At 66.4% G+C, this 21,783-nt stretch carries 19 protein-coding genes; 11 read left to right on the forward strand and 8 right to left on the reverse strand.

Annotated elements, in window-relative coordinates:
* Positions 1-50: 50 nt before the first annotated feature.
* From KF688_03920 to KF688_03930, 3 genes are all read right to left on the reverse strand, one after another.
* Positions 51-2,243 carry a serine/threonine protein kinase gene (locus KF688_03920; protein ID MBX3424807.1) on the reverse strand — a complete coding sequence of 731 codons (2,193 nt, stop codon included), beginning with the start codon at positions 2,241-2,243 and terminating at the stop codon, positions 51-53.
* Between the two features lie 87 nt (positions 2,244-2,330).
* Positions 2,331-3,776 carry an FHA domain-containing protein gene (locus KF688_03925; protein MBX3424808.1) on the reverse strand — a complete coding sequence of 482 codons (1,446 nt, stop codon included), beginning with the start codon at positions 3,774-3,776 and terminating at the stop codon, positions 2,331-2,333.
* A 105-nt stretch (positions 3,777-3,881) separates the two neighbouring features.
* Positions 3,882-4,691: a hypothetical protein gene (locus KF688_03930; GenBank protein MBX3424809.1), complete on the reverse strand. Its 810-nt coding sequence runs from the start codon at positions 4,689-4,691 to the stop codon at positions 3,882-3,884.
* Between the two features lie 376 nt (positions 4,692-5,067).
* Here KF688_03930 and KF688_03935 point away from each other — a divergent pair, with 376 nt between their 5' ends.
* From KF688_03935 to KF688_03945, 3 genes are all read left to right on the forward strand, one after another.
* Positions 5,068-5,874 (forward strand): hypothetical protein, encoded by an 807-nt coding sequence (locus tag KF688_03935; protein ID MBX3424810.1) that lies wholly within the window; start codon positions 5,068-5,070, stop codon positions 5,872-5,874.
* Positions 5,875-5,996: 122 nt separating this feature from the next.
* The gene (locus KF688_03940; GenBank protein MBX3424811.1) at positions 5,997-6,413 is read left to right on the forward strand and encodes a heavy-metal-associated domain-containing protein; all 417 of its coding nucleotides are present in this window, start codon (positions 5,997-5,999) and stop codon (positions 6,411-6,413) included.
* Positions 6,414-6,514: 101 nt separating this feature from the next.
* The gene (locus tag KF688_03945; GenBank protein ID MBX3424812.1) at positions 6,515-7,024 is read left to right on the forward strand and encodes an SRPBCC family protein; all 510 of its coding nucleotides are present in this window, start codon (positions 6,515-6,517) and stop codon (positions 7,022-7,024) included.
* Positions 7,025-7,138: 114 nt separating this feature from the next.
* On the opposite strand, the gene KF688_03950 is transcribed toward KF688_03945, so the two are convergent.
* A complete protein-coding gene (locus tag KF688_03950) occupies positions 7,139-8,122 on the reverse strand; it encodes an NAD-dependent epimerase/dehydratase family protein (protein ID MBX3424813.1) in 984 nt (327 codons plus the stop codon).
* Positions 8,123-8,556: 434 nt separating this feature from the next.
* On the opposite strand from KF688_03950, the gene KF688_03955 reads away from it, so the two are divergent.
* The 3 genes from KF688_03955 (at position 8,557) to KF688_03965 (ending at position 12,185) form a co-directional block, all read left to right on the forward strand.
* The gene (locus tag KF688_03955; protein MBX3424814.1) at positions 8,557-9,951 is read left to right on the forward strand and encodes an SLC13/DASS family transporter; all 1,395 of its coding nucleotides are present in this window, start codon (positions 8,557-8,559) and stop codon (positions 9,949-9,951) included.
* A gap of 130 nt (positions 9,952-10,081) precedes the next feature.
* Positions 10,082-10,996, forward strand: coding sequence for a ThuA domain-containing protein (locus KF688_03960; protein MBX3424815.1), 915 nt, complete (start codon positions 10,082-10,084; stop codon positions 10,994-10,996).
* A gap of 160 nt (positions 10,997-11,156) precedes the next feature.
* Positions 11,157-12,185 (forward strand): putative zinc-binding metallopeptidase, encoded by a 1,029-nt coding sequence (locus tag KF688_03965; GenBank protein ID MBX3424816.1) that lies wholly within the window; start codon positions 11,157-11,159, stop codon positions 12,183-12,185.
* Positions 12,186-12,453: 268 nt separating this feature from the next.
* On the opposite strand, the gene KF688_03970 is transcribed toward KF688_03965, so the two are convergent.
* Positions 12,454-13,242, reverse strand: a complete 789-nt coding sequence (locus tag KF688_03970; protein MBX3424817.1) for a hypothetical protein — start codon at positions 13,240-13,242, stop codon at positions 12,454-12,456.
* A gap of 77 nt (positions 13,243-13,319) precedes the next feature.
* On the opposite strand from KF688_03970, the gene KF688_03975 reads away from it, so the two are divergent.
* Positions 13,320-14,936, forward strand: coding sequence for a DUF1598 domain-containing protein (locus KF688_03975; GenBank protein ID MBX3424818.1), 1,617 nt, complete (start codon positions 13,320-13,322; stop codon positions 14,934-14,936).
* A 663-nt stretch (positions 14,937-15,599) separates the two neighbouring features.
* Complete coding sequence (locus KF688_03980) at positions 15,600-16,148, forward strand: hypothetical protein (GenBank protein ID MBX3424819.1); 549 nt, start codon at positions 15,600-15,602, stop codon at positions 16,146-16,148.
* A 102-nt stretch (positions 16,149-16,250) separates the two neighbouring features.
* On the opposite strand, the gene tsaD is transcribed toward KF688_03980, so the two are convergent.
* From tsaD to KF688_03995, 3 genes are all read right to left on the reverse strand, one after another.
* Positions 16,251-17,276, reverse strand: coding sequence for a tRNA (adenosine(37)-N6)-threonylcarbamoyltransferase complex transferase subunit TsaD (gene tsaD / locus KF688_03985; protein MBX3424820.1), 1,026 nt, complete (start codon positions 17,274-17,276; stop codon positions 16,251-16,253).
* Positions 17,277-17,360: 84 nt separating this feature from the next.
* Positions 17,361-18,020 carry a methyltransferase domain-containing protein gene (locus KF688_03990; GenBank protein ID MBX3424821.1) on the reverse strand — a complete coding sequence of 220 codons (660 nt, stop codon included), beginning with the start codon at positions 18,018-18,020 and terminating at the stop codon, positions 17,361-17,363.
* A gap of 68 nt (positions 18,021-18,088) precedes the next feature.
* Positions 18,089-19,189 (reverse strand): DUF1207 domain-containing protein, encoded by a 1,101-nt coding sequence (locus tag KF688_03995; GenBank protein MBX3424822.1) that lies wholly within the window; start codon positions 19,187-19,189, stop codon positions 18,089-18,091.
* Between the two features lie 325 nt (positions 19,190-19,514).
* Here KF688_03995 and KF688_04000 point away from each other — a divergent pair, with 325 nt between their 5' ends.
* The 3 genes from KF688_04000 to lhgO all read left to right on the forward strand — a co-directional run bounded on the left by KF688_04000 (position 19,515) and on the right by lhgO (position 21,712).
* Positions 19,515-19,823, forward strand: coding sequence for an MTH1187 family thiamine-binding protein (locus KF688_04000; GenBank protein MBX3424823.1), 309 nt, complete (start codon positions 19,515-19,517; stop codon positions 19,821-19,823).
* Between the two features lie 36 nt (positions 19,824-19,859).
* Positions 19,860-20,330 carry a flavin reductase family protein gene (locus KF688_04005; protein MBX3424824.1) on the forward strand — a complete coding sequence of 157 codons (471 nt, stop codon included), beginning with the start codon at positions 19,860-19,862 and terminating at the stop codon, positions 20,328-20,330.
* Between the two features lie 185 nt (positions 20,331-20,515).
* Positions 20,516-21,712, forward strand: coding sequence for an L-2-hydroxyglutarate oxidase (gene lhgO / locus KF688_04010; GenBank protein MBX3424825.1), 1,197 nt, complete (start codon positions 20,516-20,518; stop codon positions 21,710-21,712).
* The last annotated feature ends 71 nt before the right edge of the window (positions 21,713-21,783 follow it).

Consider the following 21,783-nt stretch of genomic DNA (forward strand, 5'->3'; position numbering starts at 1 on the left):
CAGGCGTCGGCGACGTGAAGCCGACGTAGCGCCCCGAGCCGGGAATCTCCTTACGCGACCGCCTTTTCGGCGATCTCCACCCGTTGTTCGGGGGTGAGCCACGGGCTGGCCAATTGGACAGTGAACGCAATCGCCGCGGCGGCCAGCACGCCGAGCGGCTGCGGATACCACCACACGAGCGACATCAGCCACGCCGCCCCGGCGGCCACGGCGATCGACCACACGCTCACTCGGGCGGCGCGGCTCCATTCGGCCATTTTCCACCACCGCAACGCGAGCAGCAGGCAGCCGAAGTACGCGGCGTGCATCTGCAGCGAGAGGACGACCCCCTGACCGCTGCGGACCTGCTGCGAAAGTTCGCTGTTGGACGAGCCGCCGGTCAGGGTGTCCCAAGGACCGGGGGCGAAATCGGTGCTGGTCGGCAATTTGAGCATGAGGAAATCGGCAGCGAACCAGGCCGTCGCTCCCACGAGCGCCCCGGCCAACAGCAGCGAGAATCGCAGCGGCGCCTGGTCCTCGACATGCCCTTCGGCGAGCTTCGCCGGGATCATCACTCCCCAACTTCCCCCGACGGTGACGATCGCCATCCACAGGTAGGTCTCGAAACTGAATCGCGGCAGCGCGAAGACCGCGGCAACCAGCGCTGCGATCGAGCCGACCAAGGCAGCGATCAACAGCGAGCCCAACAGCGAACTGAGCCGGTCGTGCTGCGAGATCGAGCGCAGGTGCCGCCGCACAGCGGACTGCCAAGAGTGTTGCCGGCGACGCCAGGGGGGCGTTGCACCGCGGTACCACGGCGCGTCGGCGGGGGACGACGCGAACTGCGCCTTGACGACCGACGGGGCCGGCCGGGCAGGAACTGCTTCAGGAGGCCTGTCGCGAGGGGGACGCGGCTCGGTCGGCGTGCCGTAGGAGCGCGACGTCGACGACGCCTCCTTGAGGATCGCCCGGGCGCGGACGGTCCGGTAGATCATGTAAGCGAACCAAAACGGCAAAGCGACTCCGATTAATTCTCCCGGACTCGCGTTGAACAGCCTCATCACGAAGATCACGCCGAACACGACCGCGGCGATCCGCACCGGGGCGGGCCAGTAGCGGAAGCGGATCGAGTCGGCGAACTCGCGCCAGGTTTGTTTGACGAACTCGGCGATCGGCTCAGGGGGCGGGGCGGGTCCCGTCGGCGCCGGACCGGGGCCAGGTTCGAACGGCGGAACCGACCCTGCCGAAGGGGGCGGCGAGGGCGCCGGCGAATTGTAGGGACGGCGCGCCGTCGCGGCGGCGTCGGCCCCTGCGGCCGCCGCCGCTGCCGGGGCGGCTCCCCCCAGGGCGCCGACGTAGGCCGCGGTGGTCGCGGCGACCGCTTCATGGGCGTCGCCGCGACCGAAGTAGGCGTCGATTCGCCGCAGCATGTCGGCCACGTCTTGAGTGCGCAGCTCGGGGTCCTTGGCCATCGCGCTGGCGACAATCCCGAGGAACGGCTCGTTGAGCTGCGTGAGGTCCGGCTCGGCGGTGAGGTGCTTCATCAGCACTTCGCCCACGCTCTCCCCCTCGAACGGCACGTGCCCGGTGAGCATCTCGAACAGGATAATCCCGACGGCATAGGCGTCGATCTCGCGACCGTACCGCCCGTTAGCGATCTCGGGGGCCATGTAATGGACGGTCCCCACGCTCTCGGTTTGGCCGCTGCGGCGGCTGCACGAGATGAATTTCGACAGGCCGTAGTCGCCGATCTTCACGTGACCGTCGTCGATGAAGATGTTGGCCGGCTTGAGATCGCGGTGGACGATGCCGTGATCGTGCAGATACGCCACCCCCGCGCAGATCCCGCGGAACCAGTGGACGGCCATGTCGACCGGCATCCCCTGGGGGTGCCGGTCGATGACGGCGTCGAGCGACGCCCCCGACACGTACTCCATGACGACCCAGCGATCGTCGTTCGCATCGGTGCGAATGTCGTAAATATCGATCAGGTTGTGGTGTTTGAGGTTCAAGCAGTGGGTCACGCCGCGGAGCTCGACCTCGAGATTGCGGCGAATCAGCTTCAGCGCGACGTCCTTGCCGGCGTCGCTCACGGCGTAGTAAACCTCGCCGAAGCCGCCCCGGCCGACGCCGCGTTTGATCGTGTACCCCTCGAGCGGGCGCGAACCGCTGGCGTACGTGAAGCGCAGCTTCCCCGGCGGCTTCTCGGCCGGCTCGGCGTCGTGGAGGTTGGTGTGCGTGTTCATGTCCAGTGTGGCGGGCATGGTCGGTTGGCGCCCTGATGCCAGGACGCACCTCTGCGTTGATTGTAGCTGCCGCGGGCTCGCTGCGAGCGGGCCTCCCGGGCGAAGCTATTTCAGTTCCTCGAAACTCAAGGCGAAGTCGTCCCCCTCGATCCGGACTCCCCACGCCAGGGGGGCCTCGGCCAGGAAGGTTCGGCCGTCGATCTCGAACGGGCCCGCGGCCCGGAACGCCAGCTCGTCGCCGCGACGGAACAGCACGACGTCGTGCTCCCACGGTCGGCAGGCGACGTGGCAGTGCGAGCGGGGACCCATGACGCAGGTGTCGCTCATCAGCACGACGCCGTCCACCGCGGGGACGAACTTGTGGTTCGACGCCCGCTCGAGCACCGCCGTGGCGGACAGCGCGTGCGGGCGGCGAAACGTCAGTTCCAATGCGGCGCCCAACCGGATGCGGTCGTTGTGCTTCAGCACCGTCGGCCCCGCGAGCGGTTGTCCGTTGACGGCGGTCGTGTGGATCGGCGTGAGGACGTACGATTCGCCGTCGCGGCGAATCACGGCGTGCCGCCGCGACAGGTCGGCCAGCACGGGAATATCGACCTCGTGCGTCGGCGAGGGCTGCCCGAGGACGACCTCTTGCCCCAGGCAGACGAGGTAGCCGCCGACGCCGTCGATCCAGGCGACGAATCGCCCTCCGCGTCCTGCGTCGCCGATGGCGGTGTCCACGAGGGCCCCTTTCGCACCGGGGTGAGTCGTTGAGCGGAGTGCCAGTCGCCCGGCGACCGGTCGGCGGACGTCGCCGAGCGGCGAGTCGGCCGCGGGGACGTACGCCTGCGTCACGTCCATGCCGACCGCCTGCCAAGCCTTGCGCCGCGCCCGACGGGCGGCAGCGTGACGCGGGGCGATCTCCAGTATTTTGGCAGCCAGCGAGAGCACCGTCGACCACTCCTGTTGGACGAGCGCCGCATGCAGTTCCGCGGCGGTTCGCTCGCACTCGATGTGTTGTTGGCGGTACGCGGCGACGCGCCGCGACAGGGCCTGGGCCAGCGCCGTTTCCGAGGGGGGGACCATCTCGGCCCCCTTGCTCGTCGCCTCGGCGGCCGTCGCGAACATCCCTTCGCGAGCAGCCGCCTCGGCGTCGAGAATCCGACGGGCGATCGCCTGGCACTGTCGCCGCTCGTCGCCTCCTAAGTTGCGCCCCTCCATCCGTTCGAGCACCGCGATCGCCTCGCCGACTGCTCCGCTCGCCAGCAGGGCGTAGGCGCTGGCGACGCGGCGCTGGGCCTCGCGGCGACGCAGGGCGTCGACGGCGGCCTCAACCGGGGCGAGCTGAGCCGCGTGCCGCAGGTCGCGCCACCCGGCCGAGCTTTCGCTTGAGCCGCCGAGTCGTTCGGCCGCTCGAGCGACGAGTTTGTCGGCCAACTGTTTGGAAAGCCGCTTCGCCGGCAGGAACTCTCGCAGTCGATCGCTGGAGAGCATCGCGGCCGCTTCTTCCCACCGTCCGTCGTAAAGCGCGCGGCGGGCGGCTCCTAGTTCGATTCGCCAAGCGGGGAACATCGGAGGGATCCCAGGAAAGTCGTGAGGCGTGATCCGTGAGAGAGACGGGGGGAGTTCTGGCCGGCTGCCGTCGCTCTTTTGGGCGGCAGCCGGCGGTTCCGGTCATTACTTCTCGAACGACGCGGCGGCGATTTCGACGTCCTTCGCCTTATCCAACCCGAAGTACTCGGCCACTTGGTCGACTACGTCCTCGGGGGTCGGCAGGTCGAGCACGATCTCTTCGTGGAACTCGGTGTCGGCGTTCGCCAATTTCGCGGCGACGTCGAGCTTCGCGCGGATGTCAGCCATCAACTGCTTCGCCCGGGCGAGTTGGCTGTCGTCGAATTGCACCTCGCACGACGCTTCGGCGACTTGCACGAGCTTCAGCTTGGCTTCGAGATTCTCGACCTCGACCTGCAATTGCCGCTGGCTCCCCATCATCGCGGTCAGCTTCTGCCGGGCCGCGTCCAGGTTGCGGGCGCGGGCGTCGCGCATTTGCGTCAGGCTCTCGAGCGTTGCGTCGGCCGTCTTGAACCGCGTGAATCGCCGCGACAGGTCCTCTTTCACCTGGTGGGCCGAATAGCTCGTTCCTGCGTACCGGAACACGTTGCGGCCCGATTTGAGATCGGACTGCAGACGCATGATGTCGGACTTGTCCTTGTCGGCTTTGGCGCGGGCCGCTTCGATACGGCGATCAAGTTCGCCGACCTCGACCTCTTCCTTGGCAATGACGTGCATGCTGCGACGGATCTCGGGTTCGAGATCGCGAACCATTTTGCGGGCCCGATCGATCTGGAACTCGGTCGGGACGGCGTCCTTGACGTTGTCGGCGACCCGCTCGCAACCGGTGGAAATATAGCTGCCGACTCCCGAGCCCATGACGAGCCCCCCGACAAGCAGCGCAGCAAGACTGGCGAGGATGATTTTCTTGAACATGGCGAGTGCCTCCGCGAGGAAGGGCCCAGCGGGCTGGGCGAAAATGGGTGGAATGCGCCGATCGCAGAGGGAATCCGGGGACGAGCCCGATGGGGAAATTCGCGGGCCAGTCGGTTCCCCTCAACGAGTCTTTCGCGGCGTTGCGGGCGATCTTGGCGAATTTGGAGCGGCCTCGGCGCAAATTTCGGACGAAGTCAGCGCCCCGTCACGGCGAACCACCGCACCGAGCGTCGCGTACAACGTGTTGGCCTGCCGCCGGTCTTGCCGTAAACTGTTGCTGCTGAACGACAATCGCCCGCCATGAGCGCGGCGCCTCGCGTCCCGGCCGAGGGCGACCGACGCCCTCGATTCACCCCCTCTGGGAAAGCTCCCGACCATGTTCCCCGCTGCTCGTTTTGCCTTGCTGGCCCTGTTTCCCGCGTTGGCCCTGGTCGCCGGGGGCTGTTCCAAGCCCGCGGGGCTTGATTCCCAGGCTTTGGCCGATCACAAGGCCCGGCTTGTGCTGGCCGAGGAACCTGACGGGGGGCAGACGGTGCTCGACGTTCGCTACGCCCTGCTCGGCGAACCGGCCGGCGAGGGGCACGACCACGGCTACTCCGAGGAGGTCGCCGACGACGAAGAGGACGCGGCTGCAGACGACCTCGACCATGCCCATGGGGACGAAGCCGATCACGACCACGCGGATGAGCATGATCATGACCACGCGGACCACGATCATGCGGACCATGATCACGGCGACGACGACCACGCTGATCACGACCACGCCGACCACGCCGATCACGATCACGCCGCGGCGAGCGACAAGACGCTGCAGGTGACGATGGTGGGCCTTGTGGGGGGAGTGACGAACCCGTACAAGCAGGCTCAGCCGGACTTTCCGTTTGTAAAGGGCCAGTCGACGATCTTCCTGGCCGACCCGGCGTTCGTCGCCGAGCAGGCGGCTGAGGGGCATCAGCACGCCCCCGGCGAAGAATGCGCATTTTGCGAAGCTCACGCTGCCGACGCGGCCGACGCCGTGGCGATGGTTCGGCTGGTCGACAAGGCCGGCAAGCCGATCCCCGTCGACGCGCGCGACCTGATTGCGGTCAAACCGGGACAAACCGTCGTCGTTACGGGGACGGCCAAGGTTCAGGCGGGCGGCGTGTTGGTGGTCGACGCGACCGGGCTCTACGTACGCGAGTAGCGCGGCCGTGCCGTCGTCGCTCGCGTCTGTTCGGGAACCCTAAGCCAAGTCGTTCGCACTTTTTCAATTACGCCTGCGAGCGCCTCTCGCCCGCAAGCGATCCCTCGGAAGGAGCTAATTCGATGCGAGGTCTGTTGATCGCCAGTTTGGTCTGGAGTTGCGCGTCCGCTTACGGATTGGCCGCCGAGGTTGCCGCGGACCCGGCGAAGAACCTGAAGCTCGCCAAGGACGAAACGGCGATCTATGTCAGCAACATGCACTGCAAAACCTGTGCACGGAAGATCTCGAGCAAGCTGTTCGCCATCAAAGGGGTGAAGCAGGTTCGCACGAACGTCAAAGACAATCTGGCGATCGTGCAGACCGAGCCGAAAAAGCCGCTCGATCCGTTGGCCGCCTGGGGCGCCGTACAGCAGGCCGGATTCAAACCGACCAAGCTCATCGGCCCGGGGGGGACTTACGTTCCGAACGAGAACGTCGAGAAGAAGACGCCGGTCAAGCTGGCCGAGTCGCCGGCCAAAAACGCTGCCGCCGCTCGGTGAACTCCGCCGCGGCGACTGCGGTTTTCCCCGCACGGGAGGGCGAGACTTCGCTGAGTCGGCGGAGCCCAGTCCTCTCGCATTCGAAGCGGGGGAACCGACGCATGACCGAAACGCTCTCTCTGACTCCCGATCGCGAGCGCGGCGGGTATCTGTTGCACGCCGAGTGCGTTTTGCCTTGTCCGCTGGACGAGGTCTTTCCGTTCTTTGCCGACGCGCGGAATCTTCAACAACTGACCCCCGCTTGGGTCAACTTCGAGATCCTCACGTCGGGGGAGATCGCAATGCACGCCGGCGCGCTGATCGACTATCGCCTGCGGATCCGCGGAGTGCCGCTACGGTGGCGGACGAAAATCACCGCCTGGGAGCCGCAGCGCCGGTTCGTCGATGAAATGCTCCGCGGCCCCTATCGCTGGTGGCGACACGAACATGCGTTCGAGGAGTGCCCGGGCGGGACGCGCGTGGTCGACCGTGTCCACTACGGGGTTCCCGGCGGGGCTCTCGTCAACTGGCTGGTGGTGAGCCGCGATGTGCGAGCGATCTTCGCGTACCGGCAGCGGGTGCTCGGCGAACTCTTCACCCGACGCGAGCAGCGCGTTGCGGTCGCGTCGTGAGCCGGGGCGCAAGGTTCGAGGCCTTTCTTGCCCTGCTCCGGAAGCAACCCAAAAACAAGGGCCGCGTTTCCGAAGAACGCGGCCCTTGGCGTTGCGCGACGAAACGAACTCGAGTCAGGCAGGTTGCCCGTGGGTCTTGAGGTACTCGCCGTAGATCCACTCGTAGGTCCGGGCCATGCCGTCGCGCAGCTTGATGCCGGGGGCCCAGCCGAGCTTCTCCAAGATCATCGTGTTGTCGCTGTTGCGACCGTTGACTCCCTTGGGAGCGCTCAAGTCATATTCCCGCTTGAGCTTGATTCCCGCGATCTCCTCGACGATGTCGACGAGGCCGTTGATCGTGGTGAGTTCGTCTGAACCGAGATTGATCGGCTCGACGACGTCGCTGTCCATGAGCATGCGAATGCCTTTGACGCAGTCGTCGACGTACATGAAGCTGCGAGTCTGCTTGCCGGTGCCCCAGATATTGATGACGTGATCGCCGGTCTCCTTGGCGTGGATGACCTTGCGAATGACCGCCGCGGGGGCTTTCTCGCGGCCGCCGTCCCAGGTGCCGAACGTCCCGTAGACGTTGTGGAAGCGGGCCACGCGGGTGTAAACGCCGTAGTCCTCGCGGAAGTGGCGGCACATGCGCTCGCTGAACAGCTTCTCCCAACCGTAGCCGTCCTCGGGCATCGCGGGATAGGCGTCCGCTTCCTTCAGCGGCACGACGTCCTCGTTCGTTTGCTTCTCGGCATTGTAGACGCACGCGCTCGAGGCGTAAAAATAGCGGTCGCACTTGTGCTTCTTGGCGGCTTGCAGCAGATGCGTGTTGATGAGCACGCTCAACATGCACAGGGCCTTGTTGTTCTCAATAAACCCCATCCCCCCCATGTCGGCGGCCAAGTTGTACACGTCACCCACGCCGTCGCACGCCATTTCGCAGGCGTCTTTGAGTTGCAGATCAGCCACGACGTTGTCGACGCCGTCGAAGACCTGATACCACTCGTCAATCGGCTTGACGTCGACGCTGCGGACCTTGTGTCCTTCGGACAGAAGTTGGGCCACCAAGTGCCCGCCGATGAAGCCGCCGCCGCCGGCGACGAGAACGGTCTTGCTCATGTTGCTCACGTATTACGAGTTGCTAGGTCCAATCGGTACTGCGGCCGTCGCGGCAAGCCTATCCGAGAGGCTCGCCCTGGGCCGACCCAGTTGCGCCGAGGCAGTCGATACTTTGGCAAGTCGGTCAGTATACCGACCGGTTCGCAGGGGGGGAACAAACGGCTGCCGCTTGGCCACCGGGAAACGGCCGCTTTTTTGCAGGATCTGCTGCCTGTAGCGGCTCCGCAGTCCAGCCGGATCGCGAGGCCCTTCCGGGCCTGTGCTGGCAACGCTCGGGCTTGGCGGTACGCGGATCTCGAATCGAGGCGGTCGTAAGAAGCGGCCAGAATGTTCCTTCGCTAGGCAGTCTGCGGCGGGGTTGTGCTACGTCGCAAGTCACCCATACTCCAGCCTGCATGCTGTCGCGCCTCCTCGTCGCTCTTTGCCGTCTCGTCATGCCCGAACCTCGTTCCGCCAAGCTGCGAACTGCCTGTCTGCTGCTGGGAGTCGCCGTAGCGGCGGTCGCTGGGTTGGGGCTGGTCGCGGCGGGCGAGTCGACCCCGGCCGCCTGGACTGCGGCGATCACCGCTCTGTGCGCCATATGGTGGACGACCGAGCCGATCCCGATTCCCGCGACCGCGTTGATCCCCATCGCCGTGTTTCCGCTCGTTGGGGTCATGTCGGCCAAGCAAGTCGGCGGGGCTTACGGCGACCAGATGATCCTGCTGCTGATGGGGGGCTCGATGCTGTCGACCGCTCTGGAGCGGAGCGGGGCTCATCGCCGGATCGCGCTCAGGATGGTCCGCCTCGTCGGCGGCGACAGCACCTTGCGGCTTGTCCTGGGGTTCATGGTCGCCAGCGCGGCGCTGAGCATGTGGATCTCGAACGTGGCGACGGCGCTGATGATGCTGCCGATCGCGATCGCCGCGGTCGAGGGGACCGCAGATCGTCGCGTCGGGGTCGCGATGATGCTGGGGACCGCCTACGCCGCAAGCATTGGGGGGATCGGCACGCCGGTCGGCACGCCGCCGAATTTGATTTTCATGGAGGCGTATCACGCGGCGACAGGTCGCGAGGCGTCGTTCCTGTCGTGGATGAGCGATGCGCTGCCCATTGTGGCGGTGATGACGCCGCTGGCGGCATGGTGGTTGTCGCGCGGTTTGCCGAAGCGACTCGCGCTGGAGTTGCCCGAGCCGGGTCCGTGGCGCCCCGAGGAGGTCCGCACGCTTACGGTGTTCGCCGTGACGGCGCTGTTGTGGATCACGCGGACCGAACCCTACGGCGGATGGCGGGAGTGGCTTCGCCTGCCCGAGGCGTCGGACGCCAGCGTGGCGCTGTTGGCCGTGGTGACGATGTTCGTCATTCCCAACGGTCGGGGCGGGCGGCTGCTCGACTGGGAGACTGCCGGTTCGATCCCCTGGGGGGTGATCTTGCTGTTCAGCAGCGGCATCGTCATTGCCGAGGCGTTCGCCTCGTCGGGCCTCAGCGCCGCGATCGGCGGCAGTCTGGGTCGCTGGGCGACGCTGCCTTTGCCGCTCTTGATCGGGGCGATATGTCTGGTGGTGACGTTCCTGACCGAGGTGACCAGCAACACGGCGATTGCAAGCCTGCTGATGCCCATCCTGGCGGCGGTCGCCGTCGGAGCGGGGCTCGAGCCGCGGCTGCTGATGGCCCCTGCGGCGATCAGCGCCAGCTTCGCGTTCATGTTGCCGGTGGCGACCCCTCCCAACGCGATCGTGTTCGGCAGCGGGCGGGTGACGCTCGCCGAGATGGCACGCGCCGGGTTCGTGCTCAATCTGCTTGGCGCGGCGATCGTGACGCTCGCGTTCTCGATCTTCGGAGCATCTTGATCCAGTTGCAGTTCATGGCGACATTTCCTTGGCGAACCCGCCCCGGATGCCAACGTGGCGCCAGGCGTTATAATCGAGGTTCGCTTGTCCCCGCCCCGCCGGTTCGGCGGCGTCCCTCGAGGCTGCTCTCATGAAATGCATGGTTTTGGTGCTGGCTGCGCTGACTGCGACGTGCGTGTTGTCCGTCTGCCGTGGCACGCCCGCCTGCGGCGACGATGCGGCGGGCGACGCATCGTTTCGCATGCCGACCTACTCGGACGAGGACGTGCCTCCGCCGCCGATGTCGCGGGCTGCGGTCGAGCGGTTGCTTGCCAAACCGACGGGCGACGATGCGGTCGCGACGACCGAGGAGAAACCGTTGCGTGTCGTGCTCGTCGCCGGCGAAAAAGACCACGATGCCGGCGAGCACGATTACCCGGCGTGGCAGAAGACCTGGCAGCGGATGCTTCCCCGCGCGGCTGCCGCGACGACGGTCGACACGGCGTGGGAGTTTCCCGCGGCCGAGCAGATCGACAAGGCCGACGTGTTGGTGTTCTACCAGCGGGGCCGGTGGGACGACATTCGAGCCGCGGCGATCGACCCGTTCCTCGCCCGCGGCGGCGGGTGCGTCTACATCCACTGGGCCGTCGACGGACGCGGCGGACAGGAGGAGTTTGCCAAGCGAATCGGCTTGGCGTCGCTGGGGGGAGGAATCAAGTATCGCCACGGCCCGCTGGCGGTCGACTTCTCGCCGGGAAAAAATCATCCGATCGCACGGAATTTCGATCGCATCAATTGGGTCGACGAATCGTATTGGCAACTCACAGGAGACCCGGCCCGACTCAATCTGTTGGGGACCGGCGAGGAGGACGGCCGGCCTCAGCCGCTGTTTTGGACGGTCGAGCGCGGTCGTGGGCGGGTGTTCGTCTCGATTCCCGGGCACTACGCCTGGACCTTCGACGACCCCGCGTTCCGCTTGCTGCTCCTGCGGGGAATCGCCTGGGTCGGCCGCCGCGACGTCGACCGGTTCAACGACCTGGTCTTGCTTGACGCCCGAGTCGAGTGACCGTCCTCCAGATCGAACCCCAGGCAAGCGAGGGACGACGGGCAGGCGACCGAGTGCTGGTCTTGGCCCAGAATTCGCATAACGCCCGGGATGACGCCGAGTTCGCTCGCGGCGAACCGGCGGCGGCGAGCTTTTCGGGATCCTCACAAGCGTGCGGGCCATGCGAACTTATCCTTGTCTTTGCGGGCAGACCCTGTTCTTCGAGAACCGCTTCTGCGGCTCCTGCGGCCGTACCGCCGGGTGGTGCGATGCCTGCCATCGGCTGACCGTTCCGACCGACGCGGGGCAATGCTCCTACGAGGATTGCCGGGCGAACCTCTCGCCGTGCGGCGACCGAATTGCCTACGACGTGTGCAACGGCTTCCTGGCAAATGAGCAGGCTCCCGATTCGTCTCTCTGCAGCAGTTGCCAACTGACGACCGACATTCCCGACGCCACGAATCCGACGGCGGTGGCGGCCTGGGCCCGGCTCGAAGCGGCCAAACGGCGGCTCTTGGACGAGCTGCGAACCATCGGCTATTCCGCCGAGCGGTTGTCCGCTGAGCCGCCGTTGCGGTTCCGGTTTCTTGCCGATACGCCGCGCGAACACGTCGTCACCGGCCACGCCGACGGGGTGATCACGGTCAATCTCGCGGAGACCGACCCCGTCAAGCGCGAAGTCGCCCGGCAGAGGTTCCGTGAACCGCAACGAACCCTCATCGGCCACATGCGGCACGAATTCGGGCACTTTTTTTGGATGCGCGAGGTCGAGCAGGCACCGGCCCTAGGCGCATTCTGCGAGGTCTTCGGCGACTTCGAGCGGCCGCCGTACGCCGAGGCGCTCGATCAGTATCACGAAAACGGCCCTCCCAAGGACTGGCAGACCCGGTACATCAGTCGCTACGCCGCGGCTCACCCCTGGGAGGACTTTGCCGAGACGTTCGGCTTTTACCTCGACATGCGGGCTGTGCTCGACACGCTCGCGTGGCAAATTCCGCACCTCGTCCCCTCGACCATGCAGAGCTTGGCGGCGGTTCTTTCCGCGTATCAGCGAGCAGGCGTGCTGCTGAACGAGGTCAACCGAACCATGGGCCTCTCGGATCTCGTCCCCGAAGTCGTGTCGCCGCCGGTCGTCGCGAAGCTCGATTTCGTCCACGGCTTGGTCCAGCAAGCGGCTGCAGCCGCCGGCGTCCGAGCCCTCGCCGGCTGAACTGTGCTGCGGCCCCGCCGAAGCCTCCGCGGATCAATGCGGGGATCTCGCCGTCCTCGGCCCGCGCATTCGCGCTGGTCGCGTTGTTCGCCATGCTCCGCGAGCGAGCATTCTTCCTCACAACCGGCAAAAGAGTCTCAAGCTGACTCCATCGACATTATCGCCTCGGGGATTTAGCGAATCTAGTGAAGGGGCGCCGCTAGCACGCTCGATACTGCTGATGACGCAACGAGTGTTAGCCGCCCAGTCGAGCGGGGCGAGCGTTCCGTCATCGCATCGGCGCCATCCCAATCCGTGTGAGGCGCGAGCGAGACGCTCGGACACCGACGCTGCGGCAAAACGTGTTTCCCTTTCTGTTAAGGAGCCTCCCGATGGTCCGTTCCTCCCTGTTGTCGCTGGCCCTCGCGCTGGCCTTTGCCGGGAACGCAAATGCGTTCTTTGGCTGCGGCTGTGCCAGCGAGCCCGCCTGCGGCTGCGCGATGGCTTGCGAGCCGAGCTGCGGCTGTGCGATGTCGTGTTGTGATCCCTGCTGCGACTGCTGCGCTCCCAAGTGCGGCTTGTTCGCCAAGATGAAGGCCCGCCGGGCCGCCCGCAAGGCGTGCTGCTGCGAGCCGTGCTGCGGTTGCGAAGTTTCGTGCGGTTGCGCCGCTGAGCCCTCGTGCGGTTGTGCCGCCGAGCCGAGCTGCGGTTGCGCCGACTCGTGCTGCGAGCCGAGCTGCGGTTGCTGTGACTCGTGCTGCGATTGCTGCGCCCCCAAGTGCTGCTTGTTCGCCAAGCTGAAGGCCCGTCGGGCCGCTCGCAAGGCTTGCTGCTGCTGCGAAGTCAGCTGCGGTTGCGAAGCCTCGTGCGGTTGCGCCGTCGAGCCCTCGTGCGGCTGCAACTGAGCCCGAGCGAAACTCGTCGCCAACGCGGCTGGCTCAGGCGACGAACGACGATTGTGACGATCAAGACGGCCTCGCTGCATCATCAGCGCGAGGCCGTCTTTTTTTGCGCGCCGGAAGCGGTTTTGAGCGCGGCCATTTTTTTCGTTGGACGCCGGCTCCCGGGCGCGGGACAATTCCTCCTGTCGAAACCGGCCGACTCCCCAACGGCCCGGATACGCAACCGCCTGTCGCCGAACGAGGAGGCGAGACGATGCCGTCGCTCACCGAAACCGCAGACCTTCGCATTCGACGGCAGACGAGGATCCGGCGATTCCTCTCCTTCCTCGCTGCGTGCGTCGCCAATCTTGTCCTTGTTACGGCTCACGCCGCACCCGGCGACGGCGGCGGGCCGTCGAACCAAAGCTCGCTAGACGCCGGCGGGGGTGCGGCAAGCGCCGATTTCGATTCGCTGATCGAGTTGATCACCTCCACCGTCCAACGCGACACGTGGATGGAGAACGGCACCGGCGAGGGCGAGATCCAAGCGTTTCCCAATGGCGTCTACATCGACGCGGCCGGGGCCCTGCGCCTCGATCGAGGCGAGCGGCGCAACGACCAGCTTGAACGCGTGGCCGGTCGAGCCGCAACCGCACGCAGCATCGCCGAAGAAAGACCCTTGACGCGGCCGGATGAGGACGACCCCGCCGCTGCCGCGCGACGCCCCAGCGAGCTCCGCTTCGTGTCGCTGCCGCGTTTGGAGCGCGCGATCGCTGCCCGGCAAGCTCGCGGCCAGCCGCTCGATCCGGCGATGCTGACGCTCGCCGGTTTGCGGCGCATCGCTTACATCGTCGTCGAGCCCGAGTCCGGAGACCTCCTGCTCGCCGGGCCGGCGGGGGATTGGCGCGTCGAACGGGGCGCCCTCGTCGCCGCGGACACGGCTCGGCCCCTCGTGCGGCTGGACGATTTGCTCACGCTCCTGCGACGAAACCATCTCGAGGGAGCGAAGGCGTTTGGTTGCTCGATTGTTCCCCGCCAGGAAGCTCTCGCTGCGACGCAGGATTTCCTGGCTCGCACGTCGACGGCGCCGCTCCCGGCGGGCGGGCGTGGGGAGTGGCTTCGCGGGCTCCGCGATGCGCTGGGCGAGCAGGACGTCGAGTTCTACAGCATCGAGGCCTCGACCCGCGTCGCCCGGCTGCTGCTGGCGGCCGATTACCACATGAAGCTCGTCGGCATGGGGCTTGCGCAGGGGGTTCCCGGAGTTCCCAGCTACCTGTCGACCGTGCAACTGGGCCCCGACGGGCGGCCGCCCGCGATGACCGTCATCCGGTGGTGGTTCTCGATGCCGGCTTGCCAGGTCGCGACGACGCCCGACCGCACCGCCTACGCGCTCCCTGAACAGTGCGTCGAGGTGCTAAGCGAGAACGAACTGTTGGCCGCCCGCGGCGAGCGGATCCACACGGGCATTTCCGACGACCTGACCGGCGGGTTCGCGCGGGCGTTTACGCGAGAGTTCGCGGCGCTTGCCGCCAAGTACCCCGTCTACGCCGAGATGGAGCGGGTATTTGAACTCGCCTTGGCGCTGGCGGTCGTCGAGCGCGAGGGGCTGCTCGTCCGCTCGGGCTGGACGCCGGGTTTGCTGGCCGACCCCGAGCGGTTGCGCTTGCCGCGGGTGACGACGCCTCGATCGGTCGAGACGGTCGTCAATCATCGCACGATCGCCCGGCGCCACGTGATTGCCGGAGTGAGCGGCGGAGTGTGGGTGAACCCCGTCACTCAAGCGTCGATCGTCCCGGCTCCCGCGGGCGAGGCGACGGCGCTCGCGGAGAAGGCGACTTCGCGCATGCAGCCCGACGTCGTCGGCGACGAACAGTCGTGGTGGTGGGATTAACCCAATACGCCCTGCGCGACGAGGACTCGCCGCGCCTGCATCACAAGCCCGAGCGCGAACAATCGCTTACGGCGCTTGTCAACTCCCTGCGAGATGTGATTTGGACGGCGTTTGCCGCAACTGAAGTGCGAATTGGGCGGCCGAATCTCCGCAAAATCGCGGCGTTTTTTTCGCGATTCTAGAGAAGCTAGGCAAGTTCGCGCGCGATTGTTTGCCGCTGAACTCACACTGTCCAGTTGTTGTAACCCGCAGAAATCACGCCACTTGCGATCATCAAGCCAACGAGCGTCGTCATGGCGCCGACCCGTTGCGGCGCTTTGCGGCATGTGAGTTGCGGAACTCTCCGGCCCCTTGCGACTCGCGATCATGCGGCTACATTCGCACCGAGTTCGCGGGAATCGTCTCGCGAACCAAGACCCCGTGCGACGGCTCGCACGGCAACGCCTGAGACGCGTTCCCTCCGTCAACTTTCCTTCCTGACCTGACAGAAGCTCACGGACGATCTTGGCCTCGCCTGCAACTCAGGCTGACCCGGGCCGAGCGACGATCGATTCTGTCTCACCTTTCGCGAACACACGCCGGCCGCCATGGCGGCACGAATTGTCTCAGGCCGGTCGCAACCCCTCGCCGGCGCGTGTAAGCACTGCACAAGGAGTTTGTGGAATGGTTCAGTTTTTGGCTGCGTTGACCATGGTCGTGGCTGTGGCGTCCGACTCTCCAAAATTCGTCGGGGCGTCGCATTCCTCCGGCAAACTGCAATGGATCAGCGACTACGGCCAGGCGCTGGAAGCGACCCGCCGCGACGAGCGGCCGCTGTTGGTGGTTCTTGAATCGCCCCGCGACGAGGAGAAGGCGCTCGACGACGACGTGCTCGCCGCGGCGAGCGACAAGCTGCTTTCCAAGTACGACCTGTGTCGCGTCGATGCGACGACTTCGTACGGCAAGCAGGTCGCCGAGTCGTTCCGCGCCAAGCAACTGCCCCACGTGGCGATCATCGACAAGAGCGGATCGGTCGTGCTGCACAAGCAAGCCGGTCAGCCGTCCGCCGCGGAATTCAAGTCGGCGCTCGAGAAGCATCAGCTTGGACTTCGCTCCGCCGCCGTGGTGCAGACGAGCTATTTCCGCGGCGACGGGGCGCTGCAGCCCTCGTCGGCCGTGAACAGCCCCGGTTATTGCCCCTCGTGCCAACGCGCAGCGATGGGCCTGCAGTAGGGCAGTCAACGCGACCTGACCGACAAGACCCAGACGCGGTTCGGGAGCAATCCCGGGCCGCGTTTTTTTTCGCGCCGGCCGTTGCTTGCAACCTGCCCGCCGCTACGCGCGCTGCAGGCCGGCGTTGATGTCGAGATCGAGATCGTCGAACTGATCCGCAAGGAATCGTTCAACCGCGATCGCCCCCATCGCGGCGTTGTCGGTGCACAGTGCGAACGGGGGGATGAACAGCTCGATCTGCATCTCAGCCGCCAGTTCCGCCAGCCGGTCGCGAAACGCGCCGTTGGCGGTGACCCCGCCGCCGACGCAGAGACGATCATAGCCCGTTCGCACTAAGGCCAGTCGCGTCTTGCCGATCAGACAGTCAAGGATCGCCGTCTGCGCGCCGGCGGCCATGTCGGCGGCGACTTGCGGGTCGATTTCCGCGGAGGCGAGCGTCGGTTTGCCGGGGCCGAACAGCTGGTACCGCACCGAGGTCTTCAGACCGCTGAAGCTGAAATCGAGCCGACTGGCGTCGTCCAAGAGGGGCCGCGGAAGACGGAAGCGGTTCGGATCGCCCTGTTTGGCCGCACGCTCGAGCGCCGGCCCGCCAGGGAACCCCAGTCCCAGCATGCTCGCCACTTTGTCGAACGCTTCGCCGGCCGCATCGTCGATCGTCCCTCCCAACGGGGTGAAATCGAGCGGCCCCTGGCACCGGTACAGCGTCGAATGCCCGCCGCTGACGATCAGCCCCACGCACGGAAAGACGTCACGCCCGGCGGCCATTCGGCAGGCGTAGATATGGGCCTGCAGGTGGTCCACGCCGATCAAAGGCACGTCGAGCGCGAGGGCGAGCGTCTTGGCGGCCATGAGTCCCACCAGCAGCGACCCCGCGAGCCCCGGGCGATGCGCCACCGCGACCGCGTCAAGATCGGCAAGCGTCACGCCCGCTTTGGCGAGGGCCTGCTGGATGACAGGCAGAATTCGCTCGATATGGGCCCGCGAAGCGATCTCGGGAACGACCCCGCCGAACTGCTCGTGCAGCTTCTCCTGCGTCGCGACGACCGACGACAACACGGTTCGGTCGTCGCGCACAACCGCTGCGGCCGTCTCGTCGCACGTGCTTTCGATGGCAAGAATCAGCGGCATTGCAAAGAGAGGGTGAATGGCGATGGCGAATGGCGGCAGCGAACCGGGGCGCCCCCGGCGCATCGCTCCCCGCGATTCGCGCGCTTATGCGAATCGAAAGTGATGAACCCATGCCGGCGGCACGTTCGTCAGCACGCACTGGCGATCGAATCCCCACTGTTTTTGTGCCGCGGCGATCGTCTGCTCGACTCCTGCCAGCCGGAGCCGTTCTTCGCGCCGGCAAACCAGCGATTTCGCCTTGCGCACCGCGACGTACTCGAAAAAGCTGAGCGTCGCCCCCGGCGCGGCCAACTCGCGCAGTTTGGCGAAGATGCTCGCCACAAGCTCGACCGGAAAATTGTTCAGCGGCAATCCCGAGACGATCGCGTCGTACTTCGCGTCCGCTGCCAGATCTTGCACCGGGCGATGGTGGATCTCGACGCGCGAGGCGACGGCCTGCCAGCGCAGCTCGCGCCGGAGTCGCTCGTGCAGCATCGCCACGAAGCGGTCGTTGAGCTCGACCAAGTCCAGCGAATCGTGTGGCCCGAGCCGGGCGATGATCTCTTCGGTGGCGACCCCCGTGCCGGGGCCGACTTCAAGGATTCGTCGCGGGACTTGCGCGGGGCCGGGATCGGCGACGTGCGACGCGAGGGCCCGGCACAACGCCCGGCCGCTGGGGAGCACGGCCCCCGTCGTGGCGAACGTGCGGCGAAACTCTCGCCAAAACAGTCGATATTGTCCCCCCGCGCTGCTCATCCGGGGCATTCTAAACGCTCACCACCGCAGCGAACAGCCGTCCGGGGAGCGGTTGACGGCGGCTGCCTCGCGCAGCTTCAGAAGTCGTACCACACGCCGCCGCCGATTTGATGCTCGAAGCGATCGAAGAACTCGAATTGGGAACTCTTGCCGTTGTAGTAGTGGGCCCCGATCCGCAGGACCTTCATCTGCGGGCCGCGCCACAGCCACCCGGCCTGGGCGACGACGTTTCCGCCGAAGTTGTGCTCCTCGCGCAAATGACCGTTGACCGCGATGAACGGCGTGCCCGCAGGCCCCGTCGGGCCGGGCTCGGCGACGTCGACGCCGAACTGGAATTCCCACGGCTCGGACCCGCCGTCGTAGTGAAACGCCCACGCCGCCTCGGCGTACCATCGCCACGCAGGGAGCGGGTAGAATGCGATCGCCGTGGCGAGGGCGTCGCGGCTGAAGTTGATTCGCTGAGCGAGCGCCCCTTCGCGAATCGCGAATTCATCGCCCATGTGCGAGCTGAGATGGTAGTACGAGAGCTTCCACTGCCAGTTGTCGCGCCCGTAGACGAGCGGCGCCCCGATGCGGAAGTCGGTTGCCTCGAGGTCCCAGTTCTCGTTGAAATTGAGCCGCGGGATGGCGGCGCCCTCGACCTGCAGTTCCCAGCCGTTGGGGCGTCGGCCTCCCCCCTCGGTCCCGTACCGCACCAGCGACGCCCGGCCGCCGAGGGTCGCGTCGAGCAGCGACGCCCCGGTGGTTCGCTCGGAATACCACGCGGCGCCGATCCGCGGTTCATGGGCTCCCGCCCAGTAGGAACTCCAGATCACGTCGGCCGGCAAGAGGCGCCACTGCCAATTCGCCGGGTTCGAGTCGTAATCGATCGGCATGACGAGCATTGGCGAGTCCGCCACGCCTACGAGTCGGCACCGCGGATCGGCAAGGTCGACCGCGGTGATCTCCGTTTCCAAGGGGGACTCGGCGAGGTACTGCGCGTACTGAGCCGCAGCGGGGGTCGGCCCCGGCGAGTTGCTTGCGGGCGCAGAGGGCGGTTCGGGAAGCTCGCGGACCGATTCGTTGCGATAGGGGGTCCAGGTCGGCGAAACGGTTTGACCCGACGCCGAAGCGGCGATGAATTCCCCGACCGCAACGGCAGCGGCGGCATAGCGAAACAGGAGGCGCGATGTCGGCATGATCGAGCGATCTCAGCGGCAAGCCTGCCCCTCGCGGCTCGCGAGGGCGCCAAAGGGTACGCAATCGACGGTTTGCCGCGAAGGGCGAGTTGCTGAGCGAAAAGCTCCACGCGCCGGCATCGCTAGCACTGTGGGGCGAGTCGCGGTTTGCGGACGAATCGTCACGTCATTTGGGACTCGCGCGACGATTCTCCGTTCGCCGCCCGAATCTGGCTGGGCGCCGGCGCCCGCTCGACCTTGCTCCGCACAGGCACTAAAATCAGTCCTGACTTGAACTTAGCGCCGCCGATCGCCGCGGCGCTCAATCCGCTCGTAAGGCGCTGCGATGGTCCTCTTGGAAATGAGCATCGTCCCGATGGGACTCGGCGAGGGGGTCAGCCAATACGTCGCTCAGTGCGTCGACCTCGTCGACCAGTCGGGTTTGGCGTACGAAGTCCACGCGATGGGAACCATTGTCGAGGGGGAACTCGGCCAAGTGCTCGCCCTCATGCAGCAGTGCATGGAGCGGGTCGCCGAGTCCTCGGACCGGGTGACTTGCACCGCCAAGCTTGATTTCCGCAAGGGCTGCTCCGGGCGGCTGCAGTCGAAGGTCGACAGCGTCGAGTCGAAGCTCGGGCGACCGATTCAGCGATAACAGCACGATTTCAGAAAACTCGACGGAGCAGCGTTCATGGCCAACGACGGCGTCGTCGCCGCCCTGGGGCGGATTCCCAGCGGCATTTACGTTCTGACCGCTGGCGCCGGCGCCCGGGCGACCGGCATGCTCGCCAGTTGGGTCATGCAGGCCGGGTTTGAGCCGCCGATGATCAGCGTCGCCGTGCGAAACGGTCGTTACGTCGCCGATTGGCTCGCCGAGGGTCAGCCGTTCGTGATCAACGTCGTCGGCGAGGGGCAAACCCAGTTCCTCAAGCACTTCGGCAAGGGGTTCGAGCCCGACGCCCCGGCGTTCGAAGGGGTCGCCGTCCGCCCCTGCGGACGCGGCGTGCCAATTTTGGCCGAGGCGATCGCCCATCTCGAATGCGAGCCCGCTTCCCACGTCGACAGCGGCGACCACCGGATCTTTCTTGCCCGCGTCGTTCGCGGACATGCCGGCGACGCGGCGCCGATGGTCCACGTCCGCAAGAACGGTCTCAACTACTGAGCGGGGAAACGGGACACGGGGGAACGCGGATGGGGCGGCGAGACGCGGTCTGTGCGTGGGGTCGATTCGCATTGGTCTTGCCGTCGGCCTCTTGGCCTCTTCGTCGTCGCTCCGCGTGCATCCGCTCGATCGGCGTTCATCCGCGACTGCTCTGATTTCAGCCCCGCCAGTCCCTTGAGCTTCGTATGACCCCGTCGCAGGACCGATTTGATCTGGCCGTCGTCGGCGGCGGCATCGTGGGGTTGGCGACGGCGTATCGCTATCTGCAGCGGTTTCCCGGGCGATCGTTGGCCGTGATCGAGAAGGAGCCGACGCTGGCCGCCCACCAAACGGGTCGCAACTCGGGAGTGCTCCACTCGGGCATCTACTACAAACCCGGCTCGCTCAAGGCCCGCAACTGCCGCGAGGGGAAGCGGGCCATGGAGGAGTTCTGCGCCGCCGAGGGGATCCCCTTCGACGTCTGCGGCAAGGTGATCGTCGCCGTCGACGACACGGAACGGCCCCGGTTGGACGGAATCCTTCAGCGCGGGCAAGCCAACGGCGTCCGCTGCGAGATGGTCGACGCCGCGCGCTTGCGCGAGCTGGAACCCCATGCCGCAGGAGTCGCGGCGATCCACGTTCCCGAGACGGGGATCGTCGACTACGTCGCCGTCTGCGAACGGTTGGCCCAACGGGTCCGCGAAGCGGGGGGCGAGGTTCGCACGGGAGAGCGCGTCGTCGCGATTGAGCACAACGGAGGCGTCACGGCGTTCACGACCCGCGGCGACGTGGCGGCCAGTTGCGTCGTCAACTGCGCCGGGTTGTACTGCGACCGCGTCGCCAAACTCGGCGGCCATCGACCGGGCGTGAAAATCATCCCCTTTCGCGGCGAGTACTTTCTGCTGAAGCCGTCGGCGCACCGCCTGGTGAAGAACCTGATCTACCCGACCCCCGACCCTGCATTTCCCTTCCTGGGGGTCCACTTCACGCGGATGATCGACGGCAGCATCGAGTGCGGCCCGAACGCCGTGCTCGCGTTTGCGCGCGAGGGCTACTCGAGATTTTCGATCAATCCGTACGATCTCGCCGAGTCGCTTACCTACCCGGGCTTCCTGCGGCTCGCGGCCAAGTATTGGCGCACGGGTGCGGGCGAGATGTGGCGGAGCGCGAGCAAGCGAGCCTTCGTCCGCGCTCTCAAGCGATTGGTCCCCGAGATTGAAGTCGGCGATCTGGAATCGGCGCCCGCCGGGATCCGCGCTCAGGCGGTCGCCCGCGACGGCTCGCTCGTGGACGACTTTCTTATCGAACGCCAGGGGGCGATCGTCAATGTGCTCAACGCCCCGTCCCCCGCGGCAACCTCGGCGCTGGAGATCGGTCGAACGATCGTCGACGAGCTGGCCTGAGGCCAGCGCGCCAGGCGTTTCATCCAGATTTCGCTTGACCGGCTGCAGACGAGTTAGTATTTTACCGATTA

The organism is Pirellulales bacterium, from assembly GCA_019636345.1.
Taxonomy (GTDB): Bacteria; Planctomycetota; Planctomycetia; order Pirellulales; family Lacipirellulaceae.